The organism is Mesonia sp. HuA40 (genome assembly GCF_008017835.1).
Classification (GTDB): Bacteria; Bacteroidota; Bacteroidia; order Flavobacteriales; family Flavobacteriaceae; genus Mesonia.
Map to the genome: position 1 here is coordinate 366,782 of NZ_VRLT01000059.1, position 15,828 is coordinate 382,609.

General features: G+C 33.8%; 17 protein-coding genes, 1 other RNA gene and 1 riboswitch. Of the genes, 8 read left to right on the forward strand and 10 right to left on the reverse strand.

All coding sequences use genetic code 11. From position 1 onward, the window contains the following. Nucleotides 1-5: 5 nt before the first annotated feature. The 5 genes from FT993_RS11300 to ffs form a co-directional block, all read right to left on the reverse strand. Nucleotides 6-398: an acyl-CoA thioesterase gene (locus tag FT993_RS11300; protein ID WP_147862651.1), complete on the reverse strand. Its 393-nt coding sequence runs from the start codon at nucleotides 396-398 to the stop codon at nucleotides 6-8. Between the two features lie 29 nt (nucleotides 399-427). Beyond that, nucleotides 428-1,402: a ribonucleotide-diphosphate reductase subunit beta gene (locus FT993_RS11305; protein WP_147862652.1), complete on the reverse strand. Its 975-nt coding sequence runs from the start codon at nucleotides 1,400-1,402 to the stop codon at nucleotides 428-430. A gap of 113 nt (nucleotides 1,403-1,515) precedes the next feature. Further along, nucleotides 1,516-1,649: riboswitch (cobalamin riboswitch) on the reverse strand. Between the two features lie 141 nt (nucleotides 1,650-1,790). Continuing rightward, nucleotides 1,791-2,447 carry a fructose-6-phosphate aldolase gene (fsa, locus tag FT993_RS11310; protein WP_147862653.1) on the reverse strand — a complete coding sequence of 219 codons (657 nt, stop codon included), beginning with the start codon at nucleotides 2,445-2,447 and terminating at the stop codon, nucleotides 1,791-1,793. Nucleotides 2,448-2,475: 28 nt separating this feature from the next. Then, the gene (locus FT993_RS11315) at nucleotides 2,476-3,282 is read right to left on the reverse strand and encodes an SDR family oxidoreductase (RefSeq protein WP_147862654.1); all 807 of its coding nucleotides are present in this window, start codon (nucleotides 3,280-3,282) and stop codon (nucleotides 2,476-2,478) included. Between the two features lie 99 nt (nucleotides 3,283-3,381). Further along, nucleotides 3,382-3,480: signal recognition particle sRNA small type (gene ffs / locus FT993_RS11320), an RNA gene on the reverse strand. Nucleotides 3,481-3,567: 87 nt separating this feature from the next. On the opposite strand from ffs, the gene FT993_RS11325 reads away from it, so the two are divergent. The 3 genes from FT993_RS11325 to FT993_RS11335 all read left to right on the forward strand — a co-directional run bounded on the left by FT993_RS11325 (nucleotide 3,568) and on the right by FT993_RS11335 (nucleotide 6,955). After that, nucleotides 3,568-4,629: a glutaminyl-peptide cyclotransferase gene (locus tag FT993_RS11325; protein WP_147862655.1), complete on the forward strand. Its 1,062-nt coding sequence runs from the start codon at nucleotides 3,568-3,570 to the stop codon at nucleotides 4,627-4,629. Nucleotides 4,630-4,655: 26 nt separating this feature from the next. Continuing rightward, a complete protein-coding gene (locus tag FT993_RS11330) occupies nucleotides 4,656-6,200 on the forward strand; it encodes a hypothetical protein (RefSeq protein ID WP_147862656.1) in 1,545 nt (514 codons plus the stop codon). Nucleotides 6,201-6,400: 200 nt separating this feature from the next. Continuing rightward, nucleotides 6,401-6,955 carry an HNH endonuclease gene (locus FT993_RS11335; protein ID WP_147862657.1) on the forward strand — a complete coding sequence of 185 codons (555 nt, stop codon included), beginning with the start codon at nucleotides 6,401-6,403 and terminating at the stop codon, nucleotides 6,953-6,955. Nucleotides 6,956-7,016: 61 nt separating this feature from the next. Here the strand turns inward: FT993_RS11335 and FT993_RS11340 are convergent, their stop codons facing one another. Both FT993_RS11340 and glyA read right to left on the reverse strand, forming a co-directional pair. Further along, entirely contained in the window at nucleotides 7,017-7,457 is a 441-nt protein-coding gene (locus FT993_RS11340; protein WP_147862658.1) for a DUF2059 domain-containing protein, read from the reverse strand. A 2-nt stretch (nucleotides 7,458-7,459) separates the two neighbouring features. Further along, on the reverse strand, nucleotides 7,460-8,734 hold the full coding sequence (glyA, locus tag FT993_RS11345) for a serine hydroxymethyltransferase (protein WP_147862659.1): 1,275 nt from the start codon (nucleotides 8,732-8,734) through the stop codon (nucleotides 7,460-7,462). Between the two features lie 111 nt (nucleotides 8,735-8,845). Between glyA and fahA the strand changes: the two genes are divergently transcribed. From fahA to FT993_RS12605, 3 genes are all read left to right on the forward strand, one after another. Next, nucleotides 8,846-10,126 carry a fumarylacetoacetase gene (gene fahA, locus FT993_RS11350; protein ID WP_147862660.1) on the forward strand — a complete coding sequence of 427 codons (1,281 nt, stop codon included), beginning with the start codon at nucleotides 8,846-8,848 and terminating at the stop codon, nucleotides 10,124-10,126. A 156-nt stretch (nucleotides 10,127-10,282) separates the two neighbouring features. After that, nucleotides 10,283-10,432, forward strand: coding sequence for an ankyrin repeat domain-containing protein (locus FT993_RS11355; RefSeq protein ID WP_147862661.1), 150 nt, complete (start codon nucleotides 10,283-10,285; stop codon nucleotides 10,430-10,432). Nucleotides 10,433-10,486: 54 nt separating this feature from the next. After that, on the forward strand, nucleotides 10,487-10,702 hold the full coding sequence (locus FT993_RS12605) for an ankyrin repeat domain-containing protein (protein WP_147862734.1): 216 nt from the start codon (nucleotides 10,487-10,489) through the stop codon (nucleotides 10,700-10,702). 112 nt (nucleotides 10,703-10,814) lie between these two features. Here the strand turns inward: FT993_RS12605 and FT993_RS11365 are convergent, their stop codons facing one another. Next, entirely contained in the window at nucleotides 10,815-11,711 is an 897-nt protein-coding gene (locus FT993_RS11365; RefSeq protein ID WP_147862662.1) for a DMT family transporter, read from the reverse strand. Between the two features lie 168 nt (nucleotides 11,712-11,879). Continuing rightward, nucleotides 11,880-13,259, reverse strand: a complete 1,380-nt coding sequence (locus tag FT993_RS11370; RefSeq protein ID WP_147862735.1) for an NAD(P)-binding domain-containing protein — start codon at nucleotides 13,257-13,259, stop codon at nucleotides 11,880-11,882. Nucleotides 13,260-14,019: 760 nt separating this feature from the next. Here FT993_RS11370 and FT993_RS11375 point away from each other — a divergent pair. Together FT993_RS11375 and FT993_RS11380 are read left to right on the forward strand one after the other, a co-directional pair. Further along, entirely contained in the window at nucleotides 14,020-14,100 is an 81-nt protein-coding gene (locus tag FT993_RS11375) for a LuxR C-terminal-related transcriptional regulator (RefSeq protein WP_255504495.1), read from the forward strand. Between the two features lie 110 nt (nucleotides 14,101-14,210). Continuing rightward, complete coding sequence (locus tag FT993_RS11380; RefSeq protein WP_147862664.1) at nucleotides 14,211-15,395, forward strand: hypothetical protein; 1,185 nt, start codon at nucleotides 14,211-14,213, stop codon at nucleotides 15,393-15,395. Here FT993_RS11380 and ytxJ read toward each other — a convergent pair. Next, entirely contained in the window at nucleotides 15,388-15,786 is a 399-nt protein-coding gene (gene ytxJ, locus FT993_RS11385) for a bacillithiol system redox-active protein YtxJ (protein ID WP_147862665.1), read from the reverse strand. The genes FT993_RS11380 and ytxJ overlap by 8 nt on opposite strands. Between the last annotated feature and the right edge of the window lie 42 nt (nucleotides 15,787-15,828).

The following is a 15,828-nucleotide window of genomic DNA, read 5'->3' on the forward strand; positions in this document are numbered from 1 at the left end:
AATAATTAATCCAGTATAGGAGTTGGTTTTTTATTTTCATCTATGGCCACTAAAGTAAACAGGCCTTCTATTGATTTTTTTCGAGTATTTTCTTCATACATCTCTTCTTGATAAATGGTAACGTTTACCTTTATACTTGTTCGGCCAACGCGAACAACTTCTCCAACTAGTTCAATAATAGTATCGGCAGGAATAGGTTCATTAAAATCTATTTGACTAGAAGAAATGGTCACCATTTTTTTTCGACTGAACCGGGTAGCCGTTATAAAAGCAACCTCATCCATTAAATGCATGGCAGTACCTCCAAAAAGCGTATCATAGTGGTTGGTGGTATTGGGAAAAACTACTTTAAACAGCTGCGTTCTTGATTTATAAATGCGTTCTTTTAAATTTTTCATCTGTTTTTCTTTACGGATTTATGTGATGTTTAAAATAAATCTAATGCGCTAATACGCTTATCGTGCTTGGTATAATCTACCGGTCGCTTTGCAAAGAAATCATCTAAAGAATTTGCAAATATCTCTTCTTCAAACCATTGCATTGGGAGATATTCTTGTGCGGTTATATTAAAAATGGGGTTTATTCCTATTTTTTTTAGGCTATCGTCTGTCCTAAATTTCATGAAATTTAGTAAATCTGATTGGTTTAAATGCGTTACTGCACCTTCTGCAAAAATCCAGTTGAGAATTTCTGCCTCGACTTCAATTGATTTTTTAACAATATCAGTAATTTCTTGTTTGGTTTCTTCCGTAAAGAAATCGGGAAACTCTTCTTTGATCTTGTTGATAATAAATATACCCGCATTGGCATGAATTTGTTCGTCTATAGAAGTCCAGGCAATGATATTACTTACATTTTTCATTAAGCCTCTAAATCGTGAAAATGAGAGAATGATGGCGAACTGACTAAATAAGGAAACATTTTCTATTAAAATGGCAAATAAGATTAAGGAGAAAAGGTATTTCTTTTTGTCTTTTTCTTGTGTAAATTGAAGTGCCTGAGATAGATATTCAAACCGTTTTTTGATAACAGGAACATTCATTAGCTCTTCAAAGGCTTGATTATAGCCTAAAACCGACAACAAACGCGAGTAGGCTTCTGAATGTCTAAATTCACATTCTGCAAAAGTGCTCCCCAAGCCATTAAATTCTGGTTTGGGCAAGTGGTGATACAAATCTCCCCAAAATGATTTTACAGCCACTTCAATTTGAGCAATTGCCAGTAAACTCTTTTTTAAAACTTGTTTTTCATTTAAGGTAAGTTGAGCCTGAAAGTCTTGTACGTCTGCGGTGAAATCTACCTCGGTGTGCACCCAAAACGATTTGTTAATCGCCTCTGTAAATTCTATTACCTCTGGGTATTCAAATGGTTTGTAATTTACTCTTTTGTCAAAAATGCTCATTGTGTATATTTATTTAAGTGAAACAAAAACACAAAAAACAAAATATACGTTATCTGCTTTTGGCTGAATTACCTTGAAACAAAAGACAACGGAATTTGCTTTTTATGCGAAAACAAATCCTCTTTGAAGAAGTTAGGTAATCTGACTTGACAGGTTTAATCCTGCTTACAGTTGCGCAACAGTTCGTGATTTTCACACGATTCCCCTAATGTACTTGAGTTTAAAAAACTTCGCTCTTCTTCAATTTAGATGCTCAAAAGTAAACAAGATATCTCAGCTTGGCTAAAAAACTTTTTAACCGGTGTTAATAAGTTTTTTAAATGAGTTAGAATGCAAAAAAAAATCAGCCAAAATTTGACTGATTTTCTTATTTCTTTAAAAAAAACTTTTATTGATTGCCTTTTTTATAGTCTGCTAGAAACTTTTCTAAACCAATATCGGTTAAAGGGTGCTTAAGGAGTCCATCAATAGAAGAAAGGGGTCCTGTCATAACATCGGCACCAATTTTTGCACAATCAATTACGTGCATGGTATGTCTTACCGATGCCGCTAGAATTTCGGTATCAAATGCGTAGTTATCATAAATATGTCTTATCTCGGCTATCAAATTAAGACCGTCTGTTGAGATGTCATCTAATCTTCCTATAAACGGAGAAACGTAAGTTGCTCCTGCTTTTGCTGCTAGTAATGCTTGTCCTGCCGAAAAAACAAGCGTACAATTGGTTTTAATTCCTTTTTGACTAAAATAACGTATAGCCTTAATGCCGTCTTTTATCATAGGAACTTTGACCACAATTTGATCATGTAATGCGGCTAGTTCTTCCCCCTCTTTAATAATATTGTCATAATCTGTCGCAATAACTTCTGCACTTACATCGCCTGTTACAATTTCACAGATGGCTTGGTAATGCTTTTTAATGTTATCTTCTCCTGTAATACCCTCTTTAGCCATTAAAGAAGGGTTGGTAGTAACCCCATCAAGAACGCCTAAGTCCTGAGCTTCTTTTATTTGATTTAAGTTTGCTGTGTCTATAAAAAATTTCATGTTGTGTTGTTTTTTAATTTTTACAAATTTACATTTTATAATGTTTCATTAACATTTTTTCATACCATTTATCTGGTAAAATATGTTTGAGAGCAATGCTAAATTTTTGCAGCCAATCGCCTACCTTATAGTGTATCGTAGGATTCTTTTCTTGCATAACAGCATAAACCTTTTTCGCCATAAATATGGGGTCTTGACCTTTATCTACGTGTTCATCCATCAAGGCTAAGGTTTCCTTATATTTTTTTTCATAGGGCGAACCAGGAATTACTGGCGCGTGGTATCTGCCTGCAGCAATATTGGTAGCAAAATCACCTGGTGCGATATTGGTCATTTTAATATTAAAAGTTTTTAGTTCCATCCGGTAGGCCTCGGTAGTCAGCTCAAGCGCTCCCTTTGTGGCCGAATAAATCCCCCGAAAGGGTAAACCCATATATCCTGCAATAGAGGTTATGTTGATTATAAAACCACTTTGTTCAGAACGCATATGCGGTAAAACGGCTTTAATCACCCGTAAAGCTCCAAAATAATTTGTATCGAATACTTTTTTTATCTCATGATCTGGCGTTTCTTCTAAAGGACCCGTAATTCCCATTCCTGCATTATTAATCAAATAATCTATTTGGCCCTCTTTTTTGATTAGCTCTTGAACTGCTAATTTTATACTTTCTGGTTGGGTAACATCGAGTTTTAAAAACTTAATGTCATCAAATTCATTTTCTTTAGGATTACGACTCGTTCCGTAAACCAGGTACCCTTTCTGCACTAGAAACATACCTATAGATTTTCCTATTCCTGAAGACGCTCCTGTAATCAATACAACTTGCTTGCTCATATTTAAAATAATAGAGGGCAAATATCTACTTTTTTAAGAGAAAAATTAAAGAATTAGAATAAAATAAATGGAAGAAAAACTTTGACTTAAGTCATGAAAAAATGGCAAGCTACCCACATCACACCGCTACGACCGTTTACCTTTGCTGCGTTCCCGCCCTGGAGGATTCAACAGGAGCTGGTTGTGTGGGACTTGCCGCTGCAAATATACAAGGTTTATCTATTTTCGCAAGGATTTTTTTAATAGATTTGACTAAATTCGCTAACAAATTTAAAGCAAAATCTCGTGAAAACATTTAAAAACCTGACATTCATTTTATTAGCCACAAGCCTATTTTCTTGTTCGAGTTCAAAAAAAGAAGAAATTGCTAAAATGAGTATTCAAGTTAAAGCTGAAAACGACTTATTACAACGTGATAATCCGGTAAAATTCACCCTCAATAATCCTACAAACACTAGTTTTGATAGTATACAATTTTACTATTCGAATAAATATTTAGGTTCCTCAAAAACCAATCAATTATCTTCTAAACTCACAACTCCGCTAGGAAAAAATGAGCTTAAAGCTGAAATATATTCAGCTGGCGAGAAATATGCTGTTACACAAGAAATTGTGCTACATAACAACAAGCCTCCAAAGATTTACACCTACAAAATCAAAAACAAATATCCGCACGATAACTTAGCATTTACACAAGGTTTAGAGTTTTATAAAGATACTCTCTACGAAGGCACTGGGCGCAATGGGTTCTCTAGTTTACGTAAGGTAGATTATAAAACGGGAAAGGTGCTAAAAAAAATTGAGATAGATAAACGTTATTTTGGCGAAGGTATAAGTATACTAGACAATAAAGTTTACCAACTTACTTGGCATGCTGGTCAAGGTTTTATATATGATGTAAACCAACTCGAAAAACTAGGTACTTTTAAATATGGTGCCAGTAAAGAAGGCTGGGGAATTTGCAATGACGGAAAAAACTTTTATAAAAGCGATGGTACCGCAAAAATTTGGATGTTAGACGGTAAAACGCTTGAAGAAAAGAGCTACATACAGCCTGTAACACACAAAAGTTTGAGTACACGATTAAATGAGTTAGAATGGGTAAACGGAAAAATTTATGCCAATACTTGGCAAAAAGACGGTATTGCAATTATTAATCCAGAATCTGGAGCCATTGAAGGCTTAATTGATTTGCGCGGGTTGAAAAAAGAAAATGGAAATGCAGCACAATTAAATAATGAAGATTTAGTTTTAAATGGTATAGCCTTTAACAACAACACAAATACTCTATTTGTAACGGGTAAACATTGGGATACTCTTTTTGAAATTGAAATTGAAGAAAGGTAATTAAAATTAATTTAAACATAGCAGAAATGAAAAAGGTATATGGGATTCTATTGTTTTTAAGCTTGATTTTTTGGAGTTCATGCAGAAAAGATTTTGACACCATACCAAGCTCGGGGAATTTAAGCTTCTCTAAAGATACTGTTTACCTAGACACTGTTTTCACCCAAACCGCATCTAGCACCTACAGATTAACGGTTTACAATCGTTCAAAAGAAGATATTCATATACCCGAAATAAAATTAGCTCAAGGTGAAGCATCTAAATATAGACTTAACGTAGATGGCCTCCCTGGGAAAAAGTTTAGCAATATTCCTATTTATGCCAAAGACAGTATTTTTGTTTTTATTGAAACCACCGCAGCCATAAAAGATTTCACCAATAGTGCAAACCAATTTTTGTATACCGATGCCCTCGTTTTTTCGGGTACCGAGAAAGAGCAAAGTGTAGAACTGGTAACTCTAATTCAAGATGCACACTTCCTATATCCCGAGAAATTTGCCGATGGCAGTACAGAAACACTATCATTCGGTTTTGATGATGAAGGAAATGAAATATTAATTTCGGGCTTTTTTTTAGATGATACCGAGTTAAATTTCACCAATGAAAAGCCATACGTAATTTACGGATATGCTGCCGTACCCCCTCAAAAAACATTGAATATTGATGCCGGCGCAAGACTTCATTTTCATCAACAAAGCGGAATTTTAGTTGGTAATCAAGCTTCACTACAAGCCAAGGGTTTATTAAGCTCTGATTTAAAAAAAATGGAGAATGAAATCATTATGGAAGGAAACCGTCTTGAACCCGAGTTTAGTGAAGTACCAGGACAATGGGGGGCGTTGTGGTTTACCCAAGGAAGCACAAACAATATAATAGAACATACTACCATTAAAAATGCCAGCGTAGGAATACGTGTAGATGGAAATGATGGATCTAATACACCCACTCTAAAGGTGAACAACACCCAAATCTATAATGTATCTAATATTGGTTTATTAGCTAGAACGGGCTATGTTACAGCAGAAAATTTAGTTATAAATAATTGTGGCCAAATGGCTTTAAATTTAAGCCTGGGCGGAAATTACCAATTCAACAATTGTACTTTTGCTAATTATTGGCGACAAGGATTTCGGCAATTTCCTGCTGTATTTATAGAAAATGTCTTTGAAACACCCAGTCAGTTATTTTTAGCACCATTAGAAAAAGCAGATTTCACTAATTGTATCATTTATGGTAATGAGAGCCGAGAACTATTATTCAATGCTCATCCAGATACTGATTTCAACTTTAAATTTGAAAACACCTTAATTAAATTTAGAGACTACCAAAATAAGTATGCAGATGATCCTTTTTATGATTTTACCGATTCTAATTTGTACACCCAAATTAAATTAAACGAAGATCCTGATTTTAAGGACTCTTCTCTAAATCAAATGGAGATTGGAGAGGAATCTGCAGCAAACGCTTTAGCCAACCCCGTAACTGCAGGCAATTTAGATCTTTTAGGAATACCCAGAGATGTCAATTTACCCGACAGCGGTGCATATGAAAGTACATCTTTTAGTGATTAATTTGAGGCTTTAACAGACTTTGAGTAATAAAAAAAGATTAAAAATTAACAATTAGCTATTATTTCGTTAAAGTTTCTTAACAACGCTTGTCGAAGCGAAGTTTGTTTTAAATTTGAGAATAGTTACCCGTAATGGTTAGAGATTTAATCTAACTAAAAGCCAATTATTTTCAATTAAAGCAAGACTCGAAGATCATGACTATGATTAGAAATTTAAAAAACGAAACGTGGAAAGTAATTGAATTCGACGAAAAAATATCTGAGAAAGAGAAATATAAAATCTCCAATTATGGTCGAATTCTAAATTGCAAAGGGCCAGAAGAGGTATTGGTTAAAAAATACTTTATCAATGGTTACCAAAACTTACCCGTAGTTCAAAAAAGCAATGGTAAAAAGACCAGTCGTTATGTTCACAAATTAGTGGCCCAACATTTTCTAGAAAAAAAAGAAGATGACCAATATGTAATTCATATCGATTACGACAAGAAAAACAATCAGGTGGATAATCTAAAATGGGCTACGAAAAAGGAAAAAGAACGTCATCAATTCACCAACCCCGAATTTAAGAATATTAAGCGAAAAATACCCTCTCACGCTAAACTAACAGAATCTAAAGTAAAATTAATCAAGCGAAAAATTAATGATCCTAATAGAAGGACTCGTATGAAAATGATTGCTAAACAGTTTGGAATTTCTGAAATGCAATTGTACAGAATAAAAAACGGTGAAAACTGGGGGTCTGTAACAGAGTATTAAAAAAAGAGGCTGCAAATCACAAAGCAGCCTCTTTTTAGTTATTGTAGAAATAAATTATGGCTTAATCCTCTTCAACAACTGGTTGTTCGGCCATGAATTTCTGCATCAATGGGTAAAGTTTATTTACTCCCATTTGTTGCCCGATGGCTTGCGATTCCATCATAATTTCAGAAGTCTTTCCTAAAATTCTTTTACCAGCAGGTGTTTCATAAAAGGCGAGTAACTTCTTTAAATCGGCTTCTGTACAATGCTCTTTATATACCGCGATAACATCGGTGTACATTGCGTCGAACATATTTTTTACTTCAGCTTTAAAAGCTTCTCTATTTTCTTCGGGAATATTGACAATTATTTGAGATAATGCATTCTCTATCATATTGCCACTTTGAGCTTCTATTAACTTACGAAGTCCTGAATCGATTGACTCTTGGGAGTGAAGCTTAGACACAGGCAAGATTACTAATAGCAGTAAAAATACTTGAAATAAAATTGATTTTTTCATAATTATATTTTAAACAACGGCTTTTCGCTCATCATTTCTTTAATTTTTTCTTTTGTTTCCTTAATCACGGCCTCATTTTCAATGTTTGAGATTACTTGGTCGATAAACGTCACCACTTTTGGCATATCTTCTTCTTTTAATCCTCTAGTCGTTATCGCCGGTGTACCCACGCGAATTCCAGAAGTAACAAAAGGAGATTGTGTATCAAAAGGAACCATATTTTTGTTCACTGTAATTTCGGCTTTCACCAATGTTTCTTCGGCTTGTTTTCCTGTTACGCCTTTATTTCTTAAATCTATAAGCATCATGTGATTATCTGTACCACCAGAAATAACATCATAGCCTTTTTCAACAAAAGCATCTGCCATAGCCTTAGCATTCTTTTTAACCTGAACCATATAATGCAAAAACTCATCAGAAAGAGCCTCTTTAAAAGCCACTGCTTTGGCTGCAATGATATGTTCTAAAGGTCCGCCTTGATTTCCTGGAAACACACCACTATTTAAAAGAGAAGACATCATTTTGGGTTTACCACTTTTCAATTTTAAACCAAATGGATTTTCAAAATCTTTCCCCATTAAAATCATGCCACCTCTTGGTCCGCGTAAGGTTTTATGTGTAGTTGTGGTAACAATATGGCAGTGAGGTAAAGGGTCTTGAATTAAACCTTTAGCTATTAATCCGGCAGGATGAGCCATATCGGCCAATAGAATGGCCCCTACTTCATCGGCTATTGCTCTAAATTTTTTATAGTCAATTTCTCTACTATAAGCTGAGGCTCCGGCTATGATTAGCTTAGGTTTCTCTTTATGCGCCATTTCTTTAACATGCTCATAGTTTATTAGCCCCGTTTCTTTTTCAACTCCATAAAAAACAGGGTTATAAAGTTTTCCCGAAAAATTTACAGGCGAACCGTGTGTTAAATGCCCCCCGTGTGATAAGTCAAATCCTAAAATCGTATCTCCTGGTTTTAAACAAACAGAGAAAACAGCAGTATTTGCTTGTGAACCTGAGTGCGGTTGAACATTAACATATTCTGCATTAAACAATTCTTTGGCTCTATTAATGGCCAATTGTTCTACCTCGTCTACCACTTCACACCCTCCATAATAGCGTTTCCCGGGATAGCCTTCTGCATATTTATTAGTAAGCACAGATCCTGCGGCGGCTAACACATCTTTACTTACAAAGTTTTCACTTGCAATTAACTCTAAACCATTTAATTGTCTTTCTTCCTCACGTTGAATAAGATCAAAAATCTCTTTATCTTTATACATGATTTTATATTTCGTTAAAAATTTTACCAAAAATAAGAAATTCATTCGGTTAATACATGGAAAATAATATATTTGAATAGCTTTATTTTAACCATCTTAGAATTAAAAAAAATGCATATAACAGCAAATGATCCAAAAAGAAAAACTTGGCTAGAGGTGCCAGAAAATTCTGATTTTCCTATCCAAAATATTCCTTTCGGAGTATTTCTTACGCGAGATGATATTATTACCATAGGAACACGAATTGGTAACTATGCAATAGACTTAGGAGCACTACATCAATTGGGTTATTTCAAGGGTATTCCCTTAACGGATGATATCTTTTTACAAGATACACTAAATGATTTTATAGCTGATGGTAGGAAAACTTGGCGAACTGTGCGCAATCGCATCGCAGAAATCTTTGATGTTAACAACACTACACTACAAAATAACCAAGAGCATCAACGTGTTATTCTCTTTACCATAGATGAGATAGAAATGCAACTTCCTGTACAAATTGGTGATTATACCGATTTTTACTCTAGTGAGGAACACGCACGCAATGTTGGTGAAATGTTTCGTGGCAAAGAAAATGCTATGGTACCCAATTGGTACCACATGCCTATTGCTTATCATGGTAGAAGCTCATCTATAATTCCAAGTGATATTCCCATTAATAGACCTTTGGGGCAAAAAATGCCAAAAGGAGCCAAAACCCCAATTTTTGGTCCTACACGTGCCTTAGATTTTGAACTTGAAATGGCTTTTATAACTACAGACGCCAACAATATTGGTGAATCTATACCCGCGAAAGAAGCTGAAGATCACATATTTGGAATGGTTCTCTTTAATGATTGGAGTGCGAGAGACATTCAGCGCTGGGAGTATGTGCCTTTAGGTCCTTTTTTAGGTAAAAATTTTGCAAGCTCTATTTCCCCTTGGATTGTTACCTTAGATGCACTTGAGCCTTTTAGAACAGAGGGTCCTACTAAAAAATCAGAATATAAACTTTTAGATTACTTAAAAACTGAAGGAAAGAAAACTTTTGATATCAAATTAGAGGTTTTTATTCAACCAGAAAATGATGACCCTACTTTAGTTAGCGAATCAAATTTCAAATATTTGTATTGGAATATGAGTGAGCAATTGGCGCACCACACTATAAACGGTTGCCCTATAAATAGTGGAGATATGTTAGCAAGCGGTACTATTTCAGGTTCTAGAGAAGGCACTTTTGGTTCTATGCTAGAATTAAGTGAAAATGGTGAAAAACCGATTAAATTGAATAATGGAAATGATCGCAAATTTATACAAGACAATGATACGGTTATTTTGAAAGGCTTTTGTGAAAACAAAGATGTTAGAATTGGTTTCGGCGAATGTGGTACTAAAATTTTGTCTCATTTATAATATTTTTTTAATACTAATAAAAATCAAGCCTGCTTATAGCAGGCTATTTTTTTCTCTGTAATATGCAATCAATTTTTAAAGCTGCAAAAAATTAAAGAGCTGATCGAACAAAATATCTCAAGAGACCAAAAAAATGAACGGCAATAAAATCCGCTAATGGCGGCAACCTACAATAATAATTTTGGGGTCGCTAAACTTTTAATAAAACTGGGAGCCGATGTAAATGCACATGACAATCGAATAGAAACGTCTTTTCTTCTTGTAGCTGCCGCTGATTATTACGAAGTATTAAATGCTTGCTGCTAAACAACCGATAGCGTGATTTTTTTATAACTTAATCGTTACAGCGGTACGGTCTTAATTCTAACCTGTGAAAGAGTACACGTAAAAATTATAAAACGGTTACTTAAAATTGAAAACTTTCCTATAGACCATATCAACAATTTAGGGTGGACAGCGCTTTTAGAAACAGTTATCCTAGGCGATGGATCTCAAAAATACATTGAAATAGTGAAAATGCTTATTGAAGCTGGTTGCGATATTAATATCGCTGATAAAAATAGAGCAACAGCATAAGAGCACACCCAGAAATCAGGTTTTACAGAAATTGATGGTTTGCTAAAAGCTAATCAATAAAATTGCCGTTTAGACTATTAGCTTACTTTTAATTGGGATATTTTCTGTTTGCTTAACGGATTGTGACAATTGGTTTTTTCTTTTTCTCGCGTATCAGATAAATTCCTATTAATATTAAAACTGCCCCTAATAGATAATAAAAATTAAATTGCTCACCATCTATCACTCCCCAGATTACCGCAACAATAGGAAGCAAATAAGATACCGTGCTGGCAAAAACAGCAGAGGTATCTTGAATTAACTTATAAAATAGCACAATTCCTATCGCAGTGCCAAAAATACTTAAGAAACTTAAATACCCTAATGCCTCAAGTGCTTCTGAAGAAAACGAAACATTAAAAAAATCGGTAAACAATAAGATAATTATTGAAGGCATCATCCAGAAGGTAAAAACACTACTGGACACCTGAATTGATTTTACGTGCTGTAGCTTTAATTTTATGATAAGAGCTGATAAAGCATAAGAAGCAGAAGCAAAAACCATAAGCAGAGTAAAACCAATTTGACTTTCTTGCGTACTTACTTCTGAAAAATATAATAAGGTAGCTGCCCCCAAAAAGCCAATGACCGCTCCCATTACCTGAGTTGGTTGACTTTTTATTTTAAATAGTAAATAGCCTAACATTAAAACAAAAATTGGCTCGAGGCTGTTGATTATACCAGCCAAAGAGCTACTTACTTTAGTTTGAGCGATAGGGAATAAAAACATGGGCAAGAAATTGCCAAAAAAACCTGCAAGAATTACCCATAATAGATCTCTTTTAGACATTTTACGCATTGCGGGTATTCCTAAAGAAGCTAAAATCAATCCGCTTAAAGCAACCCGAAATGCACCAATTTGAAAAGGTGTAAAAACAAGTAAAGATTTCTTAATTAGAATAAAAGAGCTACCCCAAGTAAGAGCCATTATACTCAGTAAAAACCACTTATTTTTAAACAATGTGGGCATTTATTTTGTTTTTAATTGATGCCACAAAGGTAATTGTAATTATTAATTTATTAGACTAAAATCTATGATAAACGTTCCTGCTTAATATTAAAGAGCTAAATGATTTTCAAAAAAAAAGCTCAAAACGTTTATCAACATTTTGAGCTTTTAAAACTAAATTTTGTAAAATTATTCAGCTTTTTCTAGTACGCTATCTACTTTATTTTGAAATGCTAAATAGCGTTCTTTACTGTCGTCGAGTTCGTCCATCCATTCAGTATGATGTTCTTCTGCCTTAGTTCCTGTTAATACACTAGTAAATGTTTTATCTCTATACGTCAGTATATTTTCTTCTTTATCGCGTAACCATTCTTTAAACATTTCGGCTACCTTATCTACATTAAATTCAGGATAATCAGAAAGGCTCAGGAGATCTTTAATATAATCTGATTGAAAGTCGACTGAGTCGTAACAGCCTTCTAAAGTGTTTAATCTGTCCAACCAAACATTCATATCTTTTCTACGTTGATCTTTTTCAGGAAGTTCTAATTCACCCATCATAAAATCTCTGGCCACCCAAGCTTGGGCATCAAACATATTAAAAGTATAATATTGATCTTGCATCCCTAGATAAATTAATTGAGGTAAATCATTGAAGAAAATACCTTTATACACTTGATCTGGGTATAAGTTGTTTTTAGTCTTTAGTCTTAATTCATCTGGTAAAAAAGGAAATTTATGCTGGTATCCTGTACACATTACCACAGCATCATATTTTTCTGATGTACCATCGGCAAAATGGGCAGTATCTCCCTCAAAATGAGTAAGTAAAGGAACCTCCTTAATTCCTTCTGGCCACTCTACTCCTATAGGGTTACTTCTATAACTTAAAGTTACCGATTTAGCTCCGTGTTTGTAACATTGCACCCCTATATCTTCGGCAGAATAGCTGCTACCAATTAATAATAAATTTTGGTTTTTAAATTGGTCTGCCCCTCTAAAGTCATGAGCGTGCATTACACCTCCTGGAAAATCTTCAATTCCCTTAAAATAAGGCATGTTTGGCGTAGAGAAATGACCAGAGGCTACCACCAGATAATCAAATTCTTCACTATAGGTTTTATTTTCTTTTAAATTATCTAAGACCAAGGTGAATTTTTGACTGGTTTCATCATAATCTACCCAGCGTGCCGTAGTGTTGAAACGAATGTATTTTTTTGCATTACTTTTCTTAATACGCCCTTCTATATAATCAAAAAGAACAGGTCTAGGAGGATAAGATGATATGGGCTTCTTAAAATGCTCATCAAAAGTATAATCAGAAAACTCTAAGCATTCTTTTGGACCATTAGACCAAAGATATTTATACATAGAGCCGTGAACAGGCTCACCATAACGGCCAACACCAGTGCGCCAAGAGTAATTCCACATTCCTCCCCAATTTTCTTGCTTTTCAAAACAAATAATTTCGGGTACCTCTACTCCATTCTTTTCAAGGGCTTCAAATGCTCTTAATTGGGCTAATCCACTTGGCCCTGCACCAATAATTCCTACTCTTTTATTTTTCATCATATAGTAATTTTTATTTAAGACAGAAACTGCCCGTTTTTTAATAAATTAATTTTAAAAAATCTTTCGATAATATTGTTCTTCTACACGAATAGTATATTAAAAATGATTGAAAAAAACAAATTATTATTAACGAAATAAACTATAAAACAATTATTATACAATAAATTCAAGAATAAGCGCCAAAATTTGCGAATTTAACAATTAAAAGCCTGTAGTCTTTGAAAGTTGACTAAATGCAATTGCTTGATCTTTTGCATCAAGTCATTTTTAAAGAGACCTCTAATATTTGATTGATGTATTATATCTCTTGAGGCTATAAAGTTAAATGGAGATTTGCTCAATTCAAATTGCAGTCGACATTGTACTTGGTGTTGGCCTGAGTTCAAAAACCAAGTTTCCTATTCCTACCCAGACTTGGGCTACAATTTAACACAAGTTACTATTGATTTATATACTATTAAAGACTTCAATCAAGATGTATTTGTGAAATTATGGCAAAAGAAAGATCTAATAAAAATTAAAAAAAGCGTTATATCAAGTTTGTAAAAATGACCTTCAATGAATATATGATGCACCAACGCAAACACAAAAAAGAGGTTAGCACTTTTGACTTTCTAAAATTTGAGACCATAGAAAATCAGGATTACTACTACAACGAGCAGATCGGTCTAAAAAGCAAAGCGCTACAGTATAGTATTTCTAAATTGACCCCGGCCTGTATAAAAATCTACAATTACGGATGAGCCGTGCAAGCTATATGGATATTGCTAAAGAATTAAATATAAGTGTGAAAACAGTTGAATCACAAATGCGAATAGTCTATCAAAAACTTAGGTAGAGCTAAAAAATCTTTTTTCGCTATTTTGGCCCAAAATTCGTTACTAAACGCGGATTATTTATAAATTTAAACACTAAATTATTATTCGTTCTTCAATAAAAAAACATAAAATGAAAATCAACTATTTTATATATTTACTTGCAAGCCTTATCATAATGAGTTGTAGTGGCTTAAAAAAAACCGAAAAAGCCTTAAACAGTGGTAATTATGAGCAAGCCATTTATATTGCCACTTCTAAATTGCAAAGAAATAAAGAAAAAAAATCGAATGAAGCTTACATAAAGTTATTAGAACAGGCGCATAAAAAGTTTGTTCAGGAGAAAGAAGCTCGATTAAAATTTTTAGAAAAAGATAGATTAGGCAATCATAAGGAAGAGATTTATGACAGTTACGCACAATTGAACGCTATACAAAATAAAATTAAGGCGCTAACTCCATTATATTTTCAAAACGGAAAGACGGCAAAATTCTACTTCAAAGATTATACTAATGATATCATTAAGGCTAAAAACGAATACATAGCCAATTTATACAGACAGTCGGAGGAATTGCTAAATGAAAGGCCAAAAGAATCGGCGCGACTGGCTTTTGAAAAATTACAGTTAATTAATCAATTGGCCCCAAATTATAAAAATACCATTGAATTATTGAATCAAGCCCATATTAAAGGTACCGATTTTATTTATTTGAGTGTTGAAAATCATAGCGATAAGGTAATCCCTAAAGCTCTAGAAAAAGATATTCTTAACTTTAGCGGATATGATTTAGATAATTTTTGGCAAAGTTACCATGCATACATTAATCCAGAAATTAACTACGACTACGGAATTCATTTAGATTTTAAAACTATTGAAGTAAGTCCCGAGAAATTAAATGAAAGAGAAGAAGTAATACAAAAAGAAATCACAATACATAAGGGGTATCAAAAAGATAGAAATGGGAACTATATCTTGGACGACGAAGGAAATAAAATCGAATTGAACCAAACAAGAAATGTTAAAGCTAAACTACTAACTACCAATCAGTTTAAAGCTATTTATGTTAAGGGAAGGGTGGATTATTTAGATACCCAAACCAATCAAGTAATTCAATCGTTTCCTTTAGACACCGAATTTATTTTTGAAAACATTTTCACAAGATTTAATGGGGACAAGCGTGCACTTAGTAAAGAGCAATTGGCGCTAACTCAAAATAATTTTGTGGGTTTCCCTACGTCAGAGCAAATGCTTTTTGATGCAGCTACCAATATCAAAGAAAGGTTAGCTAGCATAATAAGGCAAAATCGGTTTAATTAATTAAATCAGCAACAACTTCAGCTTGAATTTCATGATGGGAGAAGTGTCCTATAATTTTTTGATTCTGGAGTATGATAATTTGGGGAGATTGATGGGTGACTTGAAACTTTTCTGCGATTAGATTAGAGACTTCACGGTATTGAATTAAATCTAAAAAAAAGAAAGCAACTTGACTGTTGTCAAAATCAGCTTCAGCTTCAAAACGGTTCAAAGCCATCCTACTTACAGGACACCTTGTTGAATGTTTAAAAACAATTGCCGTTTGCCTTTTAGATGTCTCTAGTATAGTTTCTACATCATTTACTTTCTTTACCTCTAGCCAATCTATAGATTTTTTAGGTGTTTTTGAGGTATCTTCATCCGCTTTTAAAAATTTATCGAAAAATCCCATAGTTAAATTTTAAAGGTAAATTTACAAAATAAATAAGAGAAG